The organism is Pseudomonas citronellolis (genome assembly GCF_900112375.1).
Lineage (GTDB): Bacteria > Pseudomonadota > Gammaproteobacteria > Pseudomonadales > Pseudomonadaceae > Pseudomonas > Pseudomonas citronellolis.
Map to the genome: position 1 here is coordinate 1 of NZ_FOLS01000047.1, position 16,321 is coordinate 16,321.

General features: G+C 61.8%; 14 protein-coding genes and 1 pseudogene. 10 read left to right on the forward strand and 5 right to left on the reverse strand.

Features of this window, described 5'->3' with window-relative positions; all coding sequences use genetic code 11:
* The 3 genes and pseudogenes from BM060_RS29735 to BM060_RS33460 form a co-directional block, all read left to right on the forward strand.
* The coding region (locus BM060_RS29735) for a transposase domain-containing protein (protein WP_143096604.1) at positions 1–302 on the forward strand (302 nt) is incomplete at its 5' end.
* Entirely contained in the window at positions 265–2,244 is a 1,980-nt protein-coding gene (locus BM060_RS29740) for a DEAD/DEAH box helicase (RefSeq protein ID WP_143096610.1), read from the forward strand. The genes BM060_RS29735 and BM060_RS29740, both read left to right, overlap by 38 nt.
* A gap of 418 nt (positions 2,245–2,662) precedes the next feature.
* Positions 2,663–2,888 (forward strand): annotated as a pseudogene (locus tag BM060_RS33460) (IS5/IS1182 family transposase); the annotation flags it as partial.
* A gap of 114 nt (positions 2,889–3,002) precedes the next feature.
* Here the strand turns inward: BM060_RS33460 and BM060_RS29750 are convergent.
* The 3 genes from BM060_RS29750 to BM060_RS29760 all read right to left on the reverse strand — a co-directional run bounded on the left by BM060_RS29750 (position 3,003) and on the right by BM060_RS29760 (position 6,886).
* The gene (locus BM060_RS29750; RefSeq protein WP_043317342.1) at positions 3,003–4,400 is read right to left on the reverse strand and encodes a tyrosine-type recombinase/integrase; all 1,398 of its coding nucleotides are present in this window, start codon (positions 4,398–4,400) and stop codon (positions 3,003–3,005) included.
* 486 nt (positions 4,401–4,886) lie between these two features.
* Positions 4,887–5,981, reverse strand: coding sequence for a polyamine ABC transporter substrate-binding protein (locus BM060_RS29755; RefSeq protein WP_074985810.1), 1,095 nt, complete (start codon positions 5,979–5,981; stop codon positions 4,887–4,889).
* Between the two features lie 89 nt (positions 5,982–6,070).
* Positions 6,071–6,886, reverse strand: coding sequence for a carbon-nitrogen hydrolase family protein (locus BM060_RS29760; protein WP_074985813.1), 816 nt, complete (start codon positions 6,884–6,886; stop codon positions 6,071–6,073).
* A gap of 129 nt (positions 6,887–7,015) precedes the next feature.
* Here BM060_RS29760 and BM060_RS29765 point away from each other — a divergent pair, with 129 nt between their 5' ends.
* Positions 7,016–7,807: a helix-turn-helix domain-containing protein gene (locus BM060_RS29765; RefSeq protein ID WP_074985816.1), complete on the forward strand. Its 792-nt coding sequence runs from the start codon at positions 7,016–7,018 to the stop codon at positions 7,805–7,807.
* Between the two features lie 6 nt (positions 7,808–7,813).
* Here BM060_RS29765 and BM060_RS29770 read toward each other — a convergent pair whose 3' ends face one another.
* Together BM060_RS29770 and BM060_RS29775 are read right to left on the reverse strand one after the other, a co-directional pair.
* Entirely contained in the window at positions 7,814–8,602 is a 789-nt protein-coding gene (locus tag BM060_RS29770; RefSeq protein ID WP_074985818.1) for an IclR family transcriptional regulator, read from the reverse strand.
* Between the two features lie 103 nt (positions 8,603–8,705).
* Positions 8,706–10,361: an electron transfer flavoprotein-ubiquinone oxidoreductase gene (locus tag BM060_RS29775; RefSeq protein ID WP_074985821.1), complete on the reverse strand. Its 1,656-nt coding sequence runs from the start codon at positions 10,359–10,361 to the stop codon at positions 8,706–8,708.
* 386 nt (positions 10,362–10,747) lie between these two features.
* On the opposite strand from BM060_RS29775, the gene BM060_RS29780 reads away from it, so the two are divergent.
* From BM060_RS29780 to BM060_RS29805, 6 genes are all read left to right on the forward strand, one after another.
* The gene (locus BM060_RS29780) at positions 10,748–11,608 is read left to right on the forward strand and encodes a MaoC family dehydratase (protein ID WP_074985824.1); all 861 of its coding nucleotides are present in this window, start codon (positions 10,748–10,750) and stop codon (positions 11,606–11,608) included.
* Between the two features lie 286 nt (positions 11,609–11,894).
* Complete coding sequence (locus tag BM060_RS29785; protein WP_210147059.1) at positions 11,895–13,004, forward strand: ABC transporter substrate-binding protein; 1,110 nt, start codon at positions 11,895–11,897, stop codon at positions 13,002–13,004.
* A gap of 29 nt (positions 13,005–13,033) precedes the next feature.
* A complete protein-coding gene (locus BM060_RS29790; RefSeq protein WP_074985829.1) occupies positions 13,034–13,909 on the forward strand; it encodes a branched-chain amino acid ABC transporter permease in 876 nt (291 codons plus the stop codon).
* A complete protein-coding gene (locus tag BM060_RS29795) occupies positions 13,902–14,852 on the forward strand; it encodes a branched-chain amino acid ABC transporter permease (protein ID WP_074985831.1) in 951 nt (316 codons plus the stop codon). Before BM060_RS29790 ends, BM060_RS29795 begins: the two co-directional genes overlap by 8 nt.
* Positions 14,849–15,592: an ABC transporter ATP-binding protein gene (locus BM060_RS29800; RefSeq protein WP_218161396.1), complete on the forward strand. Its 744-nt coding sequence runs from the start codon at positions 14,849–14,851 to the stop codon at positions 15,590–15,592. The genes BM060_RS29795 and BM060_RS29800 overlap by 4 nt, the downstream gene beginning before the upstream one ends.
* Entirely contained in the window at positions 15,589–16,314 is a 726-nt protein-coding gene (locus BM060_RS29805; protein ID WP_074985833.1) for an ABC transporter ATP-binding protein, read from the forward strand. Before BM060_RS29800 ends, BM060_RS29805 begins: the two co-directional genes overlap by 4 nt.
* Positions 16,315–16,321 lie beyond the last annotated feature (7 nt).

The following is a 16,321-nucleotide window of genomic DNA, read 5'->3' on the forward strand; positions in this document are numbered from 1 at the left end:
TGGATTACAGCTTGAAACGCTGGGTAGCGCTGACGCGCTACCTGGACGATGGTGCTGTGCCCATCGATAACAATGCGGTCGAGAACCAGATCAGGCCGTGGGCGCTCGGTCGTTCGAACTGGCTCTTCGCAGGGTCACTGCGCAGCGGCAAGCGGGCGGCGGCGATCATGAGCTTGATCCAGTCGGCACGGATGAATGGGCATGATCCATACGCCTATCTCAAGGATGTACTGACGCGGCTGCCGACGCAGAAGGCCAGCGAGATTGAGCAGCTGTTGCCGCATCAGTGGATACCAGCCTGACCTGCGCAAGATGCCTTGCCCGTACGCTTACAATTCGCCGGAGTATCAGGCTGCTGAGAGGCTAGCAGGTCTCGCAGCTGCGTATATTTCCGGGCTTGATGAAGATAGTCAGGTTGTTCTTGAGATTTTTCCTTCGGCTAAATGCTTTGGGCAAAAGGTCCAGGATATTGATTTGCTCGTTTTCTTTGCCAATTATCGCAAAGAAGAAATCCGGTCAGAAAAAACCAATACACTAATCCATTCATTCTGTGCTTCGTTTGAAGTAAAGGGGCATTCGCCGAGCTTGGTTCGCTTTGAGGGGAATAGGTGTTTTGTTAAATATAATGATAGTGATCATGATGTCACTACGCAAAGTGATGGGCAGAAATACTCTATAAAAAAGTACATTGAGAAAAATAGCCTGAGCAAAAGCTCTCCTTGGATTACAAACTTTATTTGGCTCGAGCGAGTTCAATGCTCGCTTATTCCGAAGTCGCAGAACAACATCCTTGGATCAGATGTGACTTGGGGGCTCTTGTTGGAAAAGGTAGCCTTATTATCGAGTCGGCCAGGTTGTAACGAGGTGTGTTGCTTTTCCGTGCGCGCATACATGGCTAACACTTTGGCAGTTTTTTCAAACGTGCTGGTCCCATCTAAAATCGACAGAAAGCGGCTTGAGGCGATCACAAGGTCTGTTCTGGATCGAACGCAGCAACAGTACGCCGAGAAGCTGGGAAGGCAACTTCTAATATTTAGAGGGCGCGGGGGGACGGGAAAGACAGTACGCCTTATTCGCATGGCATATCAAGCATATGACGAGTTTGGTTTGCGTGTTGTACTGCTTACCTATAATAAGGCTTTAGTCGCAGATCTGCGTAGACTTCTGACCTTGCTCGGAGCTAAGGATTCGGTCGGGGTGGGAAGTATCTCGATCAAGACTATTCATAGCTTCATGCGCGAATGGCTGCTGGCTTTGGGTTTTATCTCGAAGCAGGAGCCCGATTTCCTTGAAGCATATGAAGAGTATAAAAAAACTGCGCTTGAGTACTTGTTGGCCGGTGCTGTGACACAAGAAGAAGTCGAGAGGTCGAGATCTACCCGCAGTAGGTCATTGACATGGGACCTGTTGCTCATCGATGAATCGCAAGATTGGCCTGCTACTGAGCGAGATCTAATCTATCAGCTATACGGGCCAAAGAAGGTAATCATTGCCGACGGGGTTGACCAGTTCGTACGAGGTGTGGAAAAAATCGATTGGCGAGCAAATATAGGAGTGTGCGAAAGTCAGATTGTTCCGCTAAGAAAAAGTCTGCGACTCAAGTCCAGCCTTTGCCAGACAGTAGGCCACTTCGCAAAGGAAATTGACTACGCGAATTGGAACCTCGAACCTCTGCCTGAATCACACGGCGGGAAAGTCATCGTAGTTGTTGGTGATCCATTCTCCAAGAAATTTCATTCTAAACTAGTGGCAACTGCTAGAGATGATGGGAATAAGCCGATTGACATCCTGTTTTGTGTTCCACCTGGATGGGTGGAAACATCCGCCGATGGGCAAAGGCGCTCGAAGGTTGGAAAACAGTTTGCTGAATGGGGTCTTGAGTGTTGGGACGCCGTCGATCCGGAGCAGCGAGATGAATATCCAACCAGCGTTGAGCAGTTTAGGATTGTTCAGTACGAGTCATGCCGAGGCCTTGAGGGATGGGTCGTGGTTAATTTCGCCTTAGATGAGTTTTTTTCTTACAAACAGGAGAACGCTAAAGTCAGCGAGGAGGAGAAAAACGATATATTCTACGACGAGGCAGAGGCGGCCCTGGAGTATGCGAGAAAGTGGGTAATGATTCCTCTTACAAGAGCAATAGATACACTCGTAATCCATGTCTCGGATCCTGGGTCATACATTGGAAGGGTCGCTATTGATTTGCATCGGAAGTATCCTGATAGCATTGATTATTATGAGTTTTAAGGCTTCGGTACTATCGTCTAATAGTTGGTTTTGGTGGGGCTTTATACAGTGCGAACTTTCACTGTAGAAAAACAGGTTTCGTCTTGTGCGCTTCTAGGCTCAGGTAGTGAAGTTCACTTCTGCTCGAAAGCGAGCCATGTTTAATATTTTTAAGATTAAACATGGTTGTGGGCTCTCAGGTAGAGGTTTATGTGTTGATGCTTATTTTTATAGATGACGTGAGCGTTAGATCCGGAGAAGTTCTTTGCGGTTTCGTAGCCTGGATACCATGTCGCGATATCGTGGGCAGCGATCGCAATACTTTAGAGGGCGCCCAATACCGCCTGTGACACCCCCCGCAACTGAGGCTCCTGCAGCTGCAATGCGGCCAAAGGTATATATACGAAACTTTACTCCTTGGGACTCAATTAGTCGCTCCAGAGTTGCGACGATTGAGAAAGGCCTGAAGCTGAACCGTTACTGGGGCTCGAACTGCCAAGGGTGTACATTGAAGGAATAATGCACATAGAGTGCTCAGCGGCGATTGAGTCGCATGGGAACATGAGTCGGTGCTTGACGCGATGCAGCCCCGCCTAGATCAAGCTCTGGAAATGATACGCATCCGCTGCCCGACGACGGTGGAGCATCCGTTCTGCGCGCTGAAGACTTGAATGGGCGCCGCAGCAACACCCTCACCAATACTGCAGCGTTGCGCCAACGCTGGCTGGGCGTATTGCCCGGCGACTGAGAGTGATGAGCGATCGCTCAATTAGTCTCCGCTATGGCATCGCATCTCCAGTGCTCTGGATGGCTTCGAGACGTTCGCCGAGCCGTTTCCAGGCATCTGCTTTTTCTTTGGCATAATCGTGATGCAGATAATGCCTGCGTACCTTTGAACCACCCAGCAAGTGATTTTGACAACGATCGATGATTTCCAGTGCGACACCAAGCTCTTGCATCATGGTGGCACCGGTACGGCGCAAGTCATGAGGAGTCCATTCCCCTTTGGTGCCTTTGCTTAGTACCAGTGAGTCGTCATGGTGGCGGCCAGTAAGTGGCTTGCTGCGATTCTTGAAGCGGCACTGCCGGTCACCAATTAGCTTGCTGACTGTCTTGGTGTCAACGTGGCTATTCTCATCCTTGCTGGGGAAGCAGAACGGGGTATGGCCGGTTTCTTCTTTCAGGCGCTCGAACTGCTTCAGCGCGAATGACGACAGAAATACATGGTGATCCTGGCGCTTGCCCTTGTGGCCCTTCGTAGCCTCGGCAGGGATGAACCAGGTGCCTTTCTCCAGATCCACATGACGCCATTCGGATTTGAGCAGTTCGCCGATGCGGCAGAGGGTGCTCAGGCAGATCCAGACGGCGCATTGCACGCGCGGATTGACTGGGCGGATGCCAGAGTATTTCTGGCCGGCGGGGAGGGCGTCGTAGTCGCGTTCCAGGCGGGCGAAGATATCACGCAGCTCGCGGATTTCGTCAGGAGAGAGCAGGCGATCGCGCTGTTCCTCGTAGTCGTGGTCGAGCAGCTTATTGACATCAATTAGGTCGGCTGGATTGCCGTCGGCCATCAGGGTGCGCCATGGCTTGCGTTTCTCGGCCCAGCGCAGCATCTGGCCGATGTCCTTGCTGCGAATCACTACGGTGCGATTCAGGCCGCGGGCTTTGACTGAGCGTAAGACGTTGAGCAGGTCTTTCTCGGTCAGGGTGCGCAGCGGCTTCTTGCCAATGAGTGGAAGCACGTCTTTGGTGAAACTACGGCGCAACTCGGCGTTGCCGTCCTGGCGGGACACACCGTCGCGCATCCATTCTTCGAAGAGATCGGCGACCGTCTTGTTCTCTGCAGCCTGGCGCTCGGCTTCAGCAATGGTGGCAGCGATGGCGGCCTGGGCTTCGATCTTGGCGGCCTTGCGGGCAGCGGTGGGGTCGATTCCTTTGGCGGCTATCGCTTTCACTTCGTCGCGTTCGGCGCGAATCTGCGCTAGCGATTTCTTCGGCCAACTGCCCAGGCTTTGGTCGCGCTTCATTCCATCCTGCTTGAATTCGTAGCGGAACTGCACCGTCACGCCGCGCACGCCGGCACGGACTTTGGCGACCAGTCCCCCGTCTTCGCGGAGGATCCGGCCGTCATCGGCTGTGGTGAGCGCCTCCAGTTGCTTGGCTGTCAGTTTGGCCATGTCCTACCCCTTGCCTAGTTCGGCTTCATGGAATTTTACCCCACTTTTACCCCACCTAATCGTTTGGCTGTCGGTGGATGCTCGTGGATCGCGATGGACGCTAATTTAGCCTGTATGCCCCGTATTTACTAGGGTGTAGGCGATCCGTCAGTGTCCATCGGCGTCCATGGAAATCCACCAAATAAGCGCATGGGGTGCAAGGGGTAGATTATTTAGGGCGCTCTGTCTCGATCAAGTATTGCTAAGCACATACGCTGCTTGAGCTGTTTTTATTTCTGGCTCCAAATTGCGCACGAAACCATCGAGAGAACTCGCTCATATCCAAGTCTGAAACAGCATCCGGCCAGACCTACTGGCTTGAAGGCCCTTGTCAGATAGCGGCCTTCGCTGAGGTCAGGCGACGTCACTATGGAATGGCAGCCACTGCTCAACAAAACCAGCCGACCCCCACCCAGCAGAAGTCGGCCCCCCAACAGCCCAAACCCCTCACGTCCCAGTCTTCACCCTCGTCCAGACCCGCGTACGCACCCGCTCAAGCCTCAAGGGCAATGTCTCTAGCGGATACAACGTATCCATGACCTCCTTCGTGGGATACAGCGCCGGGTTTTCGCGCAGTTGGGCGTCTATCAGTTTGGTGGCGTCCTTGTTGCCGTTGGGGTAGCCGACGTAGTTGGAGTTCTTCGCGGTAATTTCCGGGCGCAGGATGTAGTCGATGAAGGCGTAGCCTTGTTGTGGGTGTGGCGCGTCCTTGAGCAGCACCAGGTTTTCCATCCACACCGGGGCGCCTTCGCGGGGGATGCTGTAGGTGATCTTCATGCCGTTGTGGGCCCGTTCGGCGGTCTGTTTGGCGCTGTATACCGAGCCGCCCCAGCCGACCACGGCGCAGATGTCGCCGTTGGCCAGGTCGGAGGGGAACTTCGATGAGTCGAAGTAGCGGATGTAGGGGCGGATGCTGCGCAGCAGGGCTTCGGCGCGTTCGTAGTCGGCCGGGTTCTTGCTGTTGGGCGGCAGGCCCAGGTAGTGCAGGGCGATGGGGATGATTTCCACCGGCGCGTCGAGCATGGCGACGCCGCATTCGCTGAGCTTGCTGATGTTTTCCTTCTTGAAGATCAGGTCCCACGAGTCCACCGGCGCGTCGGGCCCCAGCCGTTGGGCGACCTTGTCGGCGTTGTAGCCGATGCCGGTGGTGCCCCACATGTAGGGCGCCGCGTAGCGGTTACCCGGGTCGTTCACCTGCAGTTTGTGCAGCACTTCGGCGTCCAGGTGCGGCCAGTTGCCCAGCTGCGAGCGGTCCAGTTCCTGCAGCACGCCGGCCTTGGCGAAGTTGGGGATGAGGTCATCCGGGATGATGACCACGTCGTAGCCGCTGCGGCCGGCCATCAGCTTGCTTTCCATCACCTCGGCATCGTCGAAGACGTCCTGGACCAGCTTGATGCCGGTGGCGGCCTGCAGTTCCTTGGCCGTGTCCGGCGCGAGGAAGTCGGACCAGTTGTACAGGTGCACGGTCGGCGGCTCGGCGTAGGCGGTGCCCAGCGCGAGCAACGAGGCCAGGCCGAACGGGAAGAGGCGCGGGAGTTTCATCTGGGGCTCCTGGCTGGCCTGTTCCCCGGGAGGTGGCCAGCGGTCTGTTGTTATTGGCAGGTAGCGAAGGGCGCTTGCAAAGCGTGGACTCAGGGGATCAGCAGCTCACGGCGGCCGTCGGCGTGCTCGATGCGTTCGCCGGGCAGCTGGAAGCGCTTTTCCGCCTGGTAGTCGTAGAGTTCGCGGGCGGCGGCGATCTGGCTGAAGTCCAGTTCGACGAAGTGCCGGCATTCGCGGTTGCCGGCCTCGAACTGGATGCGGCCGAAGGGGTCGACCACCGCGCTGCAGCCGGCGAAGGTGATGTCGTCCTCGCCGTCGCCCACGCGGTTCACCACGACGGCGAACACCTGGTTCTCCTGGGCGCGGGCGGTGATGGAGGTGCGGTGGACGTGGCCGTAGGGCTCCATGTTGCCGTCGCTGACCAGGATCAGTTCGGCGCCGAGTTCCGCCAGGGCGCGGGCGCTCTCGGGGAACTCGCTGTCGTAGCAGATCAGCAGGCCGATGCGCACGCCGCGCCACTCAAGGGTGGCGTAGCGGTCGCCGGGCAGCACCAGGCCCGGTTCGGAGACCCACAGGTGGGTCTTGCGGTAGCTCAGCGCCAGGCCTTCGGGGGCCACGAATACGCTGGTGTTGTAGAAGCGGCCGCCGTCGTTCTCAATCAGGCCGACGACCACCGCCACGCCGCGCTCGCGGGCGGCTCGCTGCACGGCCTGCAGGCTCGGGCCATCCAGCGGTTCGGCATTGGCGGCGATGTTCTGCGCGTTGAGGAAGCCGGTGATCTGCGCCTCGGGGAAGACGACGATGTCGGTGTCTGGCGCGCAGCCGGCGATGGCCTGCAGGATGCGGTGGAGGTTGTAGGAGGTGTCGCCGTCGCGGGCGGCTTGTTGCACGAGCTCGAGTTTCATTGTTCGGACCTTGTCGATGAGCTGGGGCCGCACCGGGAAAGTCGGTGACTTTTCGGCAGGGCCAGTGCAAGTATGCGAAGCGCAAGCGAATTTCCTATTCCGCCGTTTAGTTAACCCTGGGGGTACTGCATGGCTCTGACGCTCCTGGACGTGGCCTGGCACCGGGCCTTCGGGCAACTGGCCGAGCGCCTCGACCGACCCGATTTCTGGCGCGCCCTGGCCGACGTACTGGGCGACCACATGGCGCTGGGCAGCTGGGTGGCGCTGATGTTCAGCGACGACCGCCCGCGCATATTCGCCGAGAGCCCCTACCAGGGCGGCGGCCCCGACCCGCTGTTCCACGATTACGTTGAGGGCCTGTACCTGCTCGATCCCTTCTACATCGCCAACCGCGAGCGGCCGGCAAGCGGCCTGTTCCGCCTCGCCGAGGTGGCCCCGGAGTGCTTCCGCGAGACCGAGTACTACCGGCTGTACTTCACGCACAACGTGGTGGAGGACGAGGTGCAGTACAACGTCTGCCTGGATGGCGAGCGCAGCCTGTGCCTGTCCCTGGGCAGCCGCTCGCGCTTCGAGCCGCAGCAGATCGCACTGCTCGAACTGATCCGCCCCTGGGTGTGCGCGCTGATGCGCCAGCGCCTGTTCTTCGAGGGCGGCGTCAACGAGCCATCCCCCCGGCCCGGCGTGCGCTGGCAGGGCAACCTTGAGCAGATCATGGCGCGCCTGGGCACGCCCCTGACCGGCCGGGAGCTGGACGTCATCCGCCTGGTGCTCAGCGGCTGTTCCAACAAGGAGGTGGCGGCCAAGCTCGACATCTCCGCCGAGACGGTGAAGGTCCACCGCCGGCACGTCTACGCCAAGCTCAAGGTCAAGTCGCAGCCGGAACTCTTCAAGGTCTTCCAGAACGCCCAGGCCGGCAGCTGACGCCGCTCAGGGGAACAACGCCCGTTCGATGAAGCGGGTGGTATCCCGCAGGCTCGCGCCGATGCGTTCGAGGCCATCCTGCTCGTGCTGGGCGCTGATGCCGATGGCGGAGATCACGAAGCGCGGCTGTCCTTCGCGGTCGACGATGGCGCTGGAGACGGTGCTGACGCCGCGGTAGAGCTGGTTCTGGTCGATGCCCCAGCCCCTTTCCGCGGCCTGCGCCACTTCCGCGCGGAACTGTTCGAAGCCGGGCGGGCTTTCCCAGCGGATTTTCGTCAGCCGGCGGCGCAGTTCGGCGTCGGGCAGGTTGCGCGCGGCGGCGATGCAGCGCCCCGCGGCGCCGGCCAGTTCCGGGAGGCGCGCGCCCAGGGCGACGTTGATGTGCGCGGTGGGCGGGATCGAGTGGGCGATGACGCGGATGTGGGCATCGCCGGTCAGTTGCCAGAGGGTGATGAGGATGTTGTGGTTCAGGCTCAGCCCGTCCAGTTCCGGCTGGATCAGGTCGGCGTAGCTGCGGCCGATGAAGCCCACGGCCAGCTCCGACAGGCCCAGGCCCAGTTGGTAGGTCTTGTCCTGGCCGTTGAAGCAGACCAGTTGCTCGTGGCTCAGCGTGCGCAGGATGTTGAACGAGGTGCTGGGGCTGATGCCGGTGGCGCGGGCGATGCTGGTCACGCCTTCGGGCGCCTCGGCGGCGGCCAGGTGGCGGAGGATGTGGATGGCGTTGACCACCGCGCCGACGTCCTTGGCGCCGGCGCGGCGGGGGTGGCTTTCGCCTGTGGGCTTTTCGCGGGTCATGCTGGGCACCGGGGCAGGGGAGTGGTTCGGGCCGGACCGGCCACGGGGAGCGACCGTGGCTGGCTGGCGTCACATGTTGGGCGGACTTACATGTCGGGATGATTTACATGTTGGGATAGTTCGGCCCGCCGGTGCCTTCCGGGGCGATCCAGGTGATGTTCTGCGCCGGATCCTTGATGTCGCAGGTCTTGCAGTGCACGCAGTTCTGCGCGTTGATCTGGAAGCGCTTGCTGCCGTCGTCGTTGCTCACCACTTCGTACACGCCGGCCGGGCAGTAGCGCTGCGCGGGCTCGTCGTAGAGCGGCAGGTTCTTGCCGATCGGCACGCTCGGATCGGTCAGCTTGAGGTGGATCGGCTGGTCCTCCTCGTGGTTGGTGTTGGAGAGGAACACCGAGGAGAGCTTGTCGAAGCTGAGCTTGCCGTCCGGTTTCGGGTAGTCGATCTTCGGCGCTTCGCTGGCCTTCTTCAGGCTGGCGTAGTCCGGGGTGGTGTCGTGCAGGGTGAGCGGAATCTTGCCGCCGAAGAAGTTCTGGTCGATGAAGTTGAAGGCACCGCCGCCGATGGCGCCGAACTTGTGGATGGCCGCGCCGAAGTTGCGGCTGCGGAACAGCTCGTCGTACAGCCAGCTGGCCTTGAAGGCGTCCACGTAGTTGCTCAGCTCGTCGCCGCCTTCACGGCCGGCGGCCAGGGCTTCGGCGATGGCCTCGGCGGCCAGCATGCCGGACTTCATGGCGGTGTGGCTGCCCTTGATCTTGGCGAAGTTCAGGGTGCCCAGGTCGCAGCCGATCAGCGCGCCGCCGGGGAAGACCATCTTCGGCAGCGAGTTCAGGCCGCCCTTGCAGATGGCGCGGGCGCCGTAGGCCACGCGCTTACCGCCTTCGAGGTACTGCGCGATCACCGGGTGGTGCTTGTAGCGCTGGAACTCATCGAAGGGCGACAGGTGCGGGTTGCTGTAGGACAGGTCGATGATCAGGCCGACCACCACCTGGTTGTTCTCCAGGTGATAGAGGAAGGAGCCGCCCGGGTTGTCGTCGTTCAACGGCCAGCCGGCGGTGTGCACCACCAGGCCCTGGTCGTGCTTGGCCGGGTCGATGTCCCAGATTTCCTTGATGCCGATGCCGTAGTGCTGGGCGTCAGCGTCGCTGTCGAGCTTGTACTTCCTGATCAGCTGCTTGCCGATGTGGCCACGGCAGCCTTCGGCGAACAGGGTGTACTTGGCGCGCAGCTCCATACCCGGGGTGTAGTACCCTTCTTTCGGATTGCCTTCACGGTCGACGCCCAGGTCACCGGTGACGATGCCGCGGACCACGCCGTTCTCGTCGATCAGCGCTTCCTGGGCGGCGAAGCCCGGGTAGATCTCGACGCCCAGGCCCTCGGCCTGCTGGGCCAGCCAGCGGCACAGGTTGCCCAGGGAGATGATGTAGTTGCCCTCGTTGTGCATGGTCTTGGGCACGAAGAAGTTCGGCACCCTGGTGGCGGCCTGGTCGTTCTTCAGGACATAGATGTCGTCACGCTTGACCGGAGTGTTCAGCGGGGCTTCGAGTTCCTTCCAGTTGGGGAACAGCTCGTTCAGCGCGCGGGGCTCGAACACGGCGCCGGAGAGAATGTGGGCGCCTACTTCGGAACCCTTCTCGACCACGCAGACGCTGATCTCCTGACCCGCGTCGGCGGCCTTCTGCTTCAGTCGGCATGCGGCGGACAGACCGGCAGGGCCGGCGCCGACGATGACGACGTCGAATTCCATGTATTCGCGTTCCACTTCCTGCTCTCTCCTGTTTCAGTGGCGTTGGCTGGCGCCGGCATCGATGCAGCTCCGCAATGGGGCGCATGATTCAATGAATGAAATGAAATTTCAATTTATGAAATTCGGGTTTTCATGGATATCTCCCCGAATCGCCGCTGACAAGTGCCGCTTCAAGGCTTTTAAAGCGTTTCCCGCCGCGTGGAATGAACCGCTCTGGAATCGATGAACAAACGATTCACCGGATAATCCGGGCCGGCCGCAGATTCTGATATCCGGAACAACCCGCACTTCGCGGTTGTGCGTTCCATTGAATGGGATAAGTATGAATTGAAACCTGATTTCATTTATTGAAATGAAATGGATCGACGCCCGAGCCGGCGATAGAACAAGAGGAAAGCGGTATGCCCATCGATGCCGAGAAGTTGCTCAGTTATTCGATACCCAGCGTCCGTCAGTCGCTGACGCGCCGGGAAACCGCTTTCTACGCATTGTCCGTCGGGCTCGGGCAGGACCCGCGGGACGAGCGGCAACTGCGTTACGTGGACTATTCCCGCGATCTGCTGGCGCTGCCGTCGATGGCGCTGGTCCTGGCCCACCCGGGCTTCTGGCTGGCCGACCCGCGCTCGGGCGTCGACCCCACCCAGGTGGTCCACGGCGAGCAGGAACTGACGCTGCATGCGCCGCTGCCGGTCGAGGGGGCGCTGCTCAGCGAAACCTCGATCGTGGGCCTGGTCGACAAGGGCGAGGGCCAGGGCGCGCTGCTGTATACCCGCAAGCGCCTGACCGATGTCGGCAACGGCCGGCTGGTGGCTTCCACGCTCAATACCACCTTCATTCGCGGCGGCGGCGGATTCGGCGGTTCGGCCACGCCCATCGGCACCAGCAGGCCGCGGCCCGAAGGCACGCCGGACTTCGTCGTGGACCTGCCGACCCGCCCGGAGCAGGCCCTCTATTACCGGATGAACGGCGACGACAACCCGTTGCATGCCGACCCGGCGGTGGCCGCCCGGGCCGGCTTCCCGGGCCCCATCCTGCATGGCCTGTGCACCTTCGGCGTGGTCTGCCATGCGTTGCTCAAGAGCCTTGCCGACTACCAGGCGCAGCAGCTGAAGACCATGGCGCTGCGCTTCTCCGCGCCGGTGTATCCCGGGGAGACCATCCGCTGCGAAATCTGGCGCGACGGCAGCTTCCAGGCGCGGGTCGTCGAGCGCGATGTGCTCGTGGTCGGCAATGGCCGGGTGGAGTTGGCGGGAGCGTCCTGAAATTCCGCGTCGCGGAATTGTTCCGGTTTCTGGAATTTCAAGCTGGCAGACGCTCTGGCAAGGGGCTTCAGGTTTTTCGGCGCGCGGCAGCGCGAGGAGCAATAGCAGTCGTTATTCCGAAGTACGGAACGTGCGGGGCGGTCGCGTTGACGCTCCAGTAGTGCGGGAATTAAATGAAATCATAAGAACAAGAGGTTTGATCATGTCCGCAATTAAACGGTTTTATCTGCTGTTCGGTCTTTCCTTCGGCGCCCTCGCTCCGCTGTGTGGCAGTGCGGCGGAAGTCATGAAACTCGGTTTGTCGGTGCCGCTGTCCGGTGCCGGCGCGAACTGGGGTATCGGCGCCAAGTGGCTCTGTGAACAGGCCGCGGGCGACGTCGCGGCGCAGGGTGGCGTCAAGGTTGCGGGCCAGACCTATAACTTCGAATGCGTGGCCTACGACAATAAATACAACGCCGCCGACGGTGCGAAAGTTGCCCAGACGCTGCTCAGCAAAGACAGTGTCAAGTTCGTCGCGGGCAGCCTGGGCACCGCGCCGGTACGGGCGCTGCAATCCCTCTCCGAACGCCGTGGCGCGCTGATCTTCACCACGGCCTGGGGCACCAGCATCAAGGGGCCCAAGTTCCCGCTGACCTTCACCCAGATGAATACGCCCAACGAGATCGTCTATCCGCTGGTCAAGTTCGTCAAAGAGCGCAACCCGTCGATCAAGACGGTGGTGCTGATGAACCCCAACGACGCCACCGGCCAGGAAACCGAGGCCATCGCGCGCAAGGCCTGGGAAGCGGCCGGGGTGAAGGTGCTGGCCAGCGACTGGTACGAGCGCGGGACCACCGAGTTCCAGCCGGTGGCCTCGAAGATGGCGTCGCTCAAGCCCGACGCCGTCGACCTCTGCTCCAGCACGCCGGCCGATAGCGGCCAGCTGTTCAAGGAACTCAGCGGCCTGGGCTGGAACGGCGTCAAGGTGATCGAGGTGGGCACCGGCGCGGGCGGCCTGCTGGCGACCGGCGGAGAGGCGGCCAGCGGTACCTACATGGGCGCCGCGGTCGCCCTGGACTCGCCCGGCACCACCGACCTGCAGCGCCGCCTGAACGACGGCGTGAAAGCCCAGACCGGCGAATCGATCAACGCCATCCAGATCGGCTTCTACGACTCGGTCAAGGCCCTGGCCGCGGCGATGGAGAAAGCCCAGAGCGTCGAGCCGAAGGCCGTCGCCGAGGCGCTTCCGGAGATCACCTTCGACTCCTTCTACGGCAAGTCCGCGTTCGGCGGAAAGGCAACCTACGGCACGCCCCAGCAAATCCTGGTCCCGGTGATCGTCACCCAGCTGCAACAGGACAAGCTGGTCGAAGTGGGCCGCGTGCAACCCGAAGAGCTGACCCAGCGCATCCAGTGATCGCTGCCGTCGAGGTGGTTGGAGGAGTCATGGAAACTATATTCCAGTTGTTTTTGACGACGGTGCAGATCGGCTCGGTCTATGTGCTGTTCGCCCTGGGCCTGACCATTATCTTCGGCGTGCTGAAGATCGTGAACTTCGCCCATGGCCAGTTCTTCACGATGTCCGCGCTGGTCGTCGCGGTGGTCATTCCCTGGCTCACCGCCCAGGGGCTTTCCCTGTTCGCCGCCTACGGGCTGGGCCTGCTGGCCGGCATCGCCCTGGCCACCGGCTTCGGCGTGCTGGCCTACCAGGTCGGCTTCCGCTGGTTCCAGCGGGACCTGGTCGGCTCCTTCATTCTTTCGGCAGGCCTGGTGCTGCTGTTCGAAGGGGCCTACCTGGAGATCTTTGGCGGCGCCGTGCGCTCCGTCCCGCCGCTGGTGGAAGGCACCGTCAGCATCCTGGGCGCCGGCATCAGCGCCCAGCGCCTGCTGATCTGCATCATCGCCGTGCTGCTGACCGCGGGCCTGACCTGGGCGCTGGCGAAGACGCGCTTCGGCAATGCCCTGCGCGCCGTGTCCATCGACCACGAGGCGGCCATGCTGCAGGGCATCCCCTACAAGTCGATCGCCTTCAGCGGCTTCGTCTTCGCCACCCTGATCGGCGCCGTGGCCGGCGCGCTGATCGCCCCGGTGTCGTCGGTGTCGCCGACCTTCGGCGACAGCTTCCTGATCAAGGGTTTCATCGCGGTGGTGATCGGCGGCCTGGGCAGCGTGCCCGGCGCCATCATCGGCAGCCTGCTGATCGCCGCGATAGAAGCCTTCGGCGGTTTCTACTTCGACCCCTCCAGCGCCAGCCTCGCGATTTTCGTCCTGGTGATGCTGATGCTGCTTGTTCGTCCGAACGGAGTGCTGGGCCGTGGCTAAGCAAAAATTCCTTGTCTGCTGTGTTTTCTGTGTCGCCATCGCCGTGGCCAGCCATTTCGCCGGCGACGGCTACAGCGCCAAGCTGATGGTCTGGATCGCCATCGCCGCGCTGGTCGCCTCCAGCCTGCGTTTCGTCATGCTGATCGGCGAGCTGAACTTCGCCACCGCGGCCTTCTATGGCATCGGCGCCTATACCGCCGGGGTCATGACCACCATGCTGGAGTGGCCGTTCGTCGTCGCCCTGCTGGCCGGCGGGGTGGTGGCCGCGCTGATCAGCCTGGTGTTCGGCTTCATCACCCTGCGCACCAAGGGCCCTTACTTCCTGCTGATCGGCTTCGCCTTCGCCGAAGTCATGCGGATCATCTACACCAAGTCGGAATGGCTGGGCGGGAACTCCGGGCTGGTCGGCATCTTCATGCCCGAGGGCCTGGACGCCTACACCACGCCTTTGGTGATCCTGCTGAGCGGGGGACTGGTCGCCGCGCTCTACCTGATCGAGACCTCCAACGTCGGCAAGATCTTCACCGCCATCAAGGACAACGAAGGCGTGGCCCGCTCGGTGGGCATCCGCGTGCACCTGAGCAAGGTGGCCTGCTTCGTCATCGCCTCCTTCGCGGTGGGCGTCGCCGGCTCGCTGCATGCCTTCACCAACAACGTGATCAGCCCCGGGGACTTCGGCTTCCTGCTCTCGACCTTCGCCCTGGCCTACCTGAAGGTCGGCGGCGAGCAGCACCCGCTCGGCCCGATCCTCGGCGCGGCGCTGCTCATATCGCTCAATGCCCTGGCGCTGGACAGCGGCCTCAACGAGCACATCTTCTACGGCGCCTCCATCGTCATCGCGATGCTGCTGCTGCCCAAGGGCGTGGCCGGCCTCGTCGGCCGCGCCCTGTCGTGCCGCCCGCGGGCGTCCCGCGCCAGCGTCGTCGCCCGGAGGGCCCAATGATGAACGCCGCCACCCAGTCCATTCTCGCCACCCGCGACATCAGCCGCTCGTTCGGCGGCGTCAAGGCCGTGGCCGACCTCAGCTTCGACATCCGCCGCAACGAGGTGCTGGGGCTCATCGGCCCCAACGGCGCCGGCAAGAGCACCACCTTCAACCTGATCAGCGGCTTCTACAAGCCCTCGAGCGGGCGGTTGGAGGTGGACGGCAACGACGTCACCGGCGTCTCGCCCGAATCGATCAGCCGCATGGGCATCACCCGCACCTTCCAGCACGGCAGCATCCTGCCGAGCATGAGCGTGCTGGACAACATCCTCATCGGCGCCATCGGCGCGCTGCCGCTGCTGGCCAGCAAGGCCCAGCGCGCCCGGGCGCTCGACACCGCCGAAATCCTCGGGCTGACGGGGTGCCTGGCGTCCACCGCCGGCACCTTGCCGCACGGCATCCAGCGCCTGGTGAGCATCGCCATCGCCTTCGCCACCCGCCCGCGGCTGCTGTGCCTGGACGAGCCTCTGACCGGCCTGAACCAGACGGAAGTGGAGTCCACCCTCGAAGTCTTCCGCCGCATCCGCCGCGAGTTCGGCAGCTCCATCCTGCTGGTGGAGCACAACATGAAGGCGGTGATGCAGATCTGCGATCGCATCGTCGTGCTGCACCATGGCCAGATGCTCGCCACCGGCACGCCCGGGGAGATCAGGCAGAACCCCCGCGTGATCTCCGCCTACCTGGGAGGTGTGCAATGAACAGCGCCGTCGAGTATTCGCTGCAGGTCGAGCACCTGGTCGCCAGCTACGGCAAGGTGCCCGCGCTGCGCGGGGTGAGCATGGGCGTGGCGCGCGGCCAGGTGGTGACGCTGATCGGCGCCAACGGCGCGGGCAAGTCGACGCTGATGAAGTGCATCAGCGGCCTGCTCAAGAGCGACGCGGGCGAGGTCCGGCTCAATGGCGAAGCGGTCGCCAACCGCCAGCCCGACGAACTGCTGCGCCGCGGCCTGAGCCTGGTGCCCGAGGGCCGCCGCCTGTTCGGCAGCATGACGGTGTTGGAGAACCTGATGCTCGGCGCCTATTGCCGCAAGGACCGCTCGCAGGTCGAGGCGGACCTGGAGCAGTGCCTGGAATTCATTCCCGACCTGCGCCCGCGCCTGCCCAGCCAGGCCGGCTCGCTCAGCGGCGGGCAGCAGCAGATGGTCGCGGTCGCCCGGGCGCTGATGAGCAAGCCCAGGCTGCTGTTGCTGGACGAGCCGACCATCGGTCTTGCGCCCGCCGTCGTCGAGCAGATCGCCCAGGTGATCGGCCGGATCCGCGATACCGGCGTCGACGTGCTGCTGGTCGAGCAGAACGCGGAAACCGCCCTGCGCATCGCCGACTATGCCTATGTGATGGAGGGCGGCGAAATCGTTTCCCAAGGCGTGGCGGCGGAACTGGCGCAGAACGAAGACGTGCAAAGGGCATACATGGGTATGTGAGGGGCCC

Bases quoted from the DNA above. Each gene is read 5' to 3' on its own strand.
- BM060_RS29750 (WP_043317342.1), bottom strand. From the start codon at position 4,400: ATGGCCAAACTGACAGCCAAGCAACTGGAGGCGCTCACCACAGCCGAT.
- BM060_RS29755 (WP_074985810.1), bottom strand. From the start codon at position 5,981: ATGAAACTCCCGCGCCTCTTCCCGTTCGGCCTGGCCTCGTTGCTCGCG.
- BM060_RS29760 (WP_074985813.1), bottom strand. From the start codon at position 6,886: ATGAAACTCGAGCTCGTGCAACAAGCCGCCCGCGACGGCGACACCTCC.
- BM060_RS29765 (WP_074985816.1), top strand. From the start codon at position 7,016: ATGGCTCTGACGCTCCTGGACGTGGCCTGGCACCGGGCCTTCGGGCAA.
- BM060_RS29770 (WP_074985818.1), bottom strand. From the start codon at position 8,602: ATGACCCGCGAAAAGCCCACAGGCGAAAGCCACCCCCGCCGCGCCGGC.
- BM060_RS29780 (WP_074985824.1), top strand. From the start codon at position 10,748: ATGCCCATCGATGCCGAGAAGTTGCTCAGTTATTCGATACCCAGCGTC.
- BM060_RS29785 (WP_210147059.1), top strand. From the start codon at position 11,895: ATGAAACTCGGTTTGTCGGTGCCGCTGTCCGGTGCCGGCGCGAACTGG.
- BM060_RS29790 (WP_074985829.1), top strand. From the start codon at position 13,034: ATGGAAACTATATTCCAGTTGTTTTTGACGACGGTGCAGATCGGCTCG.
- BM060_RS29800 (WP_218161396.1), top strand. From the start codon at position 14,849: ATGATGAACGCCGCCACCCAGTCCATTCTCGCCACCCGCGACATCAGC.
- BM060_RS29805 (WP_074985833.1), top strand. From the start codon at position 15,589: ATGAACAGCGCCGTCGAGTATTCGCTGCAGGTCGAGCACCTGGTCGCC.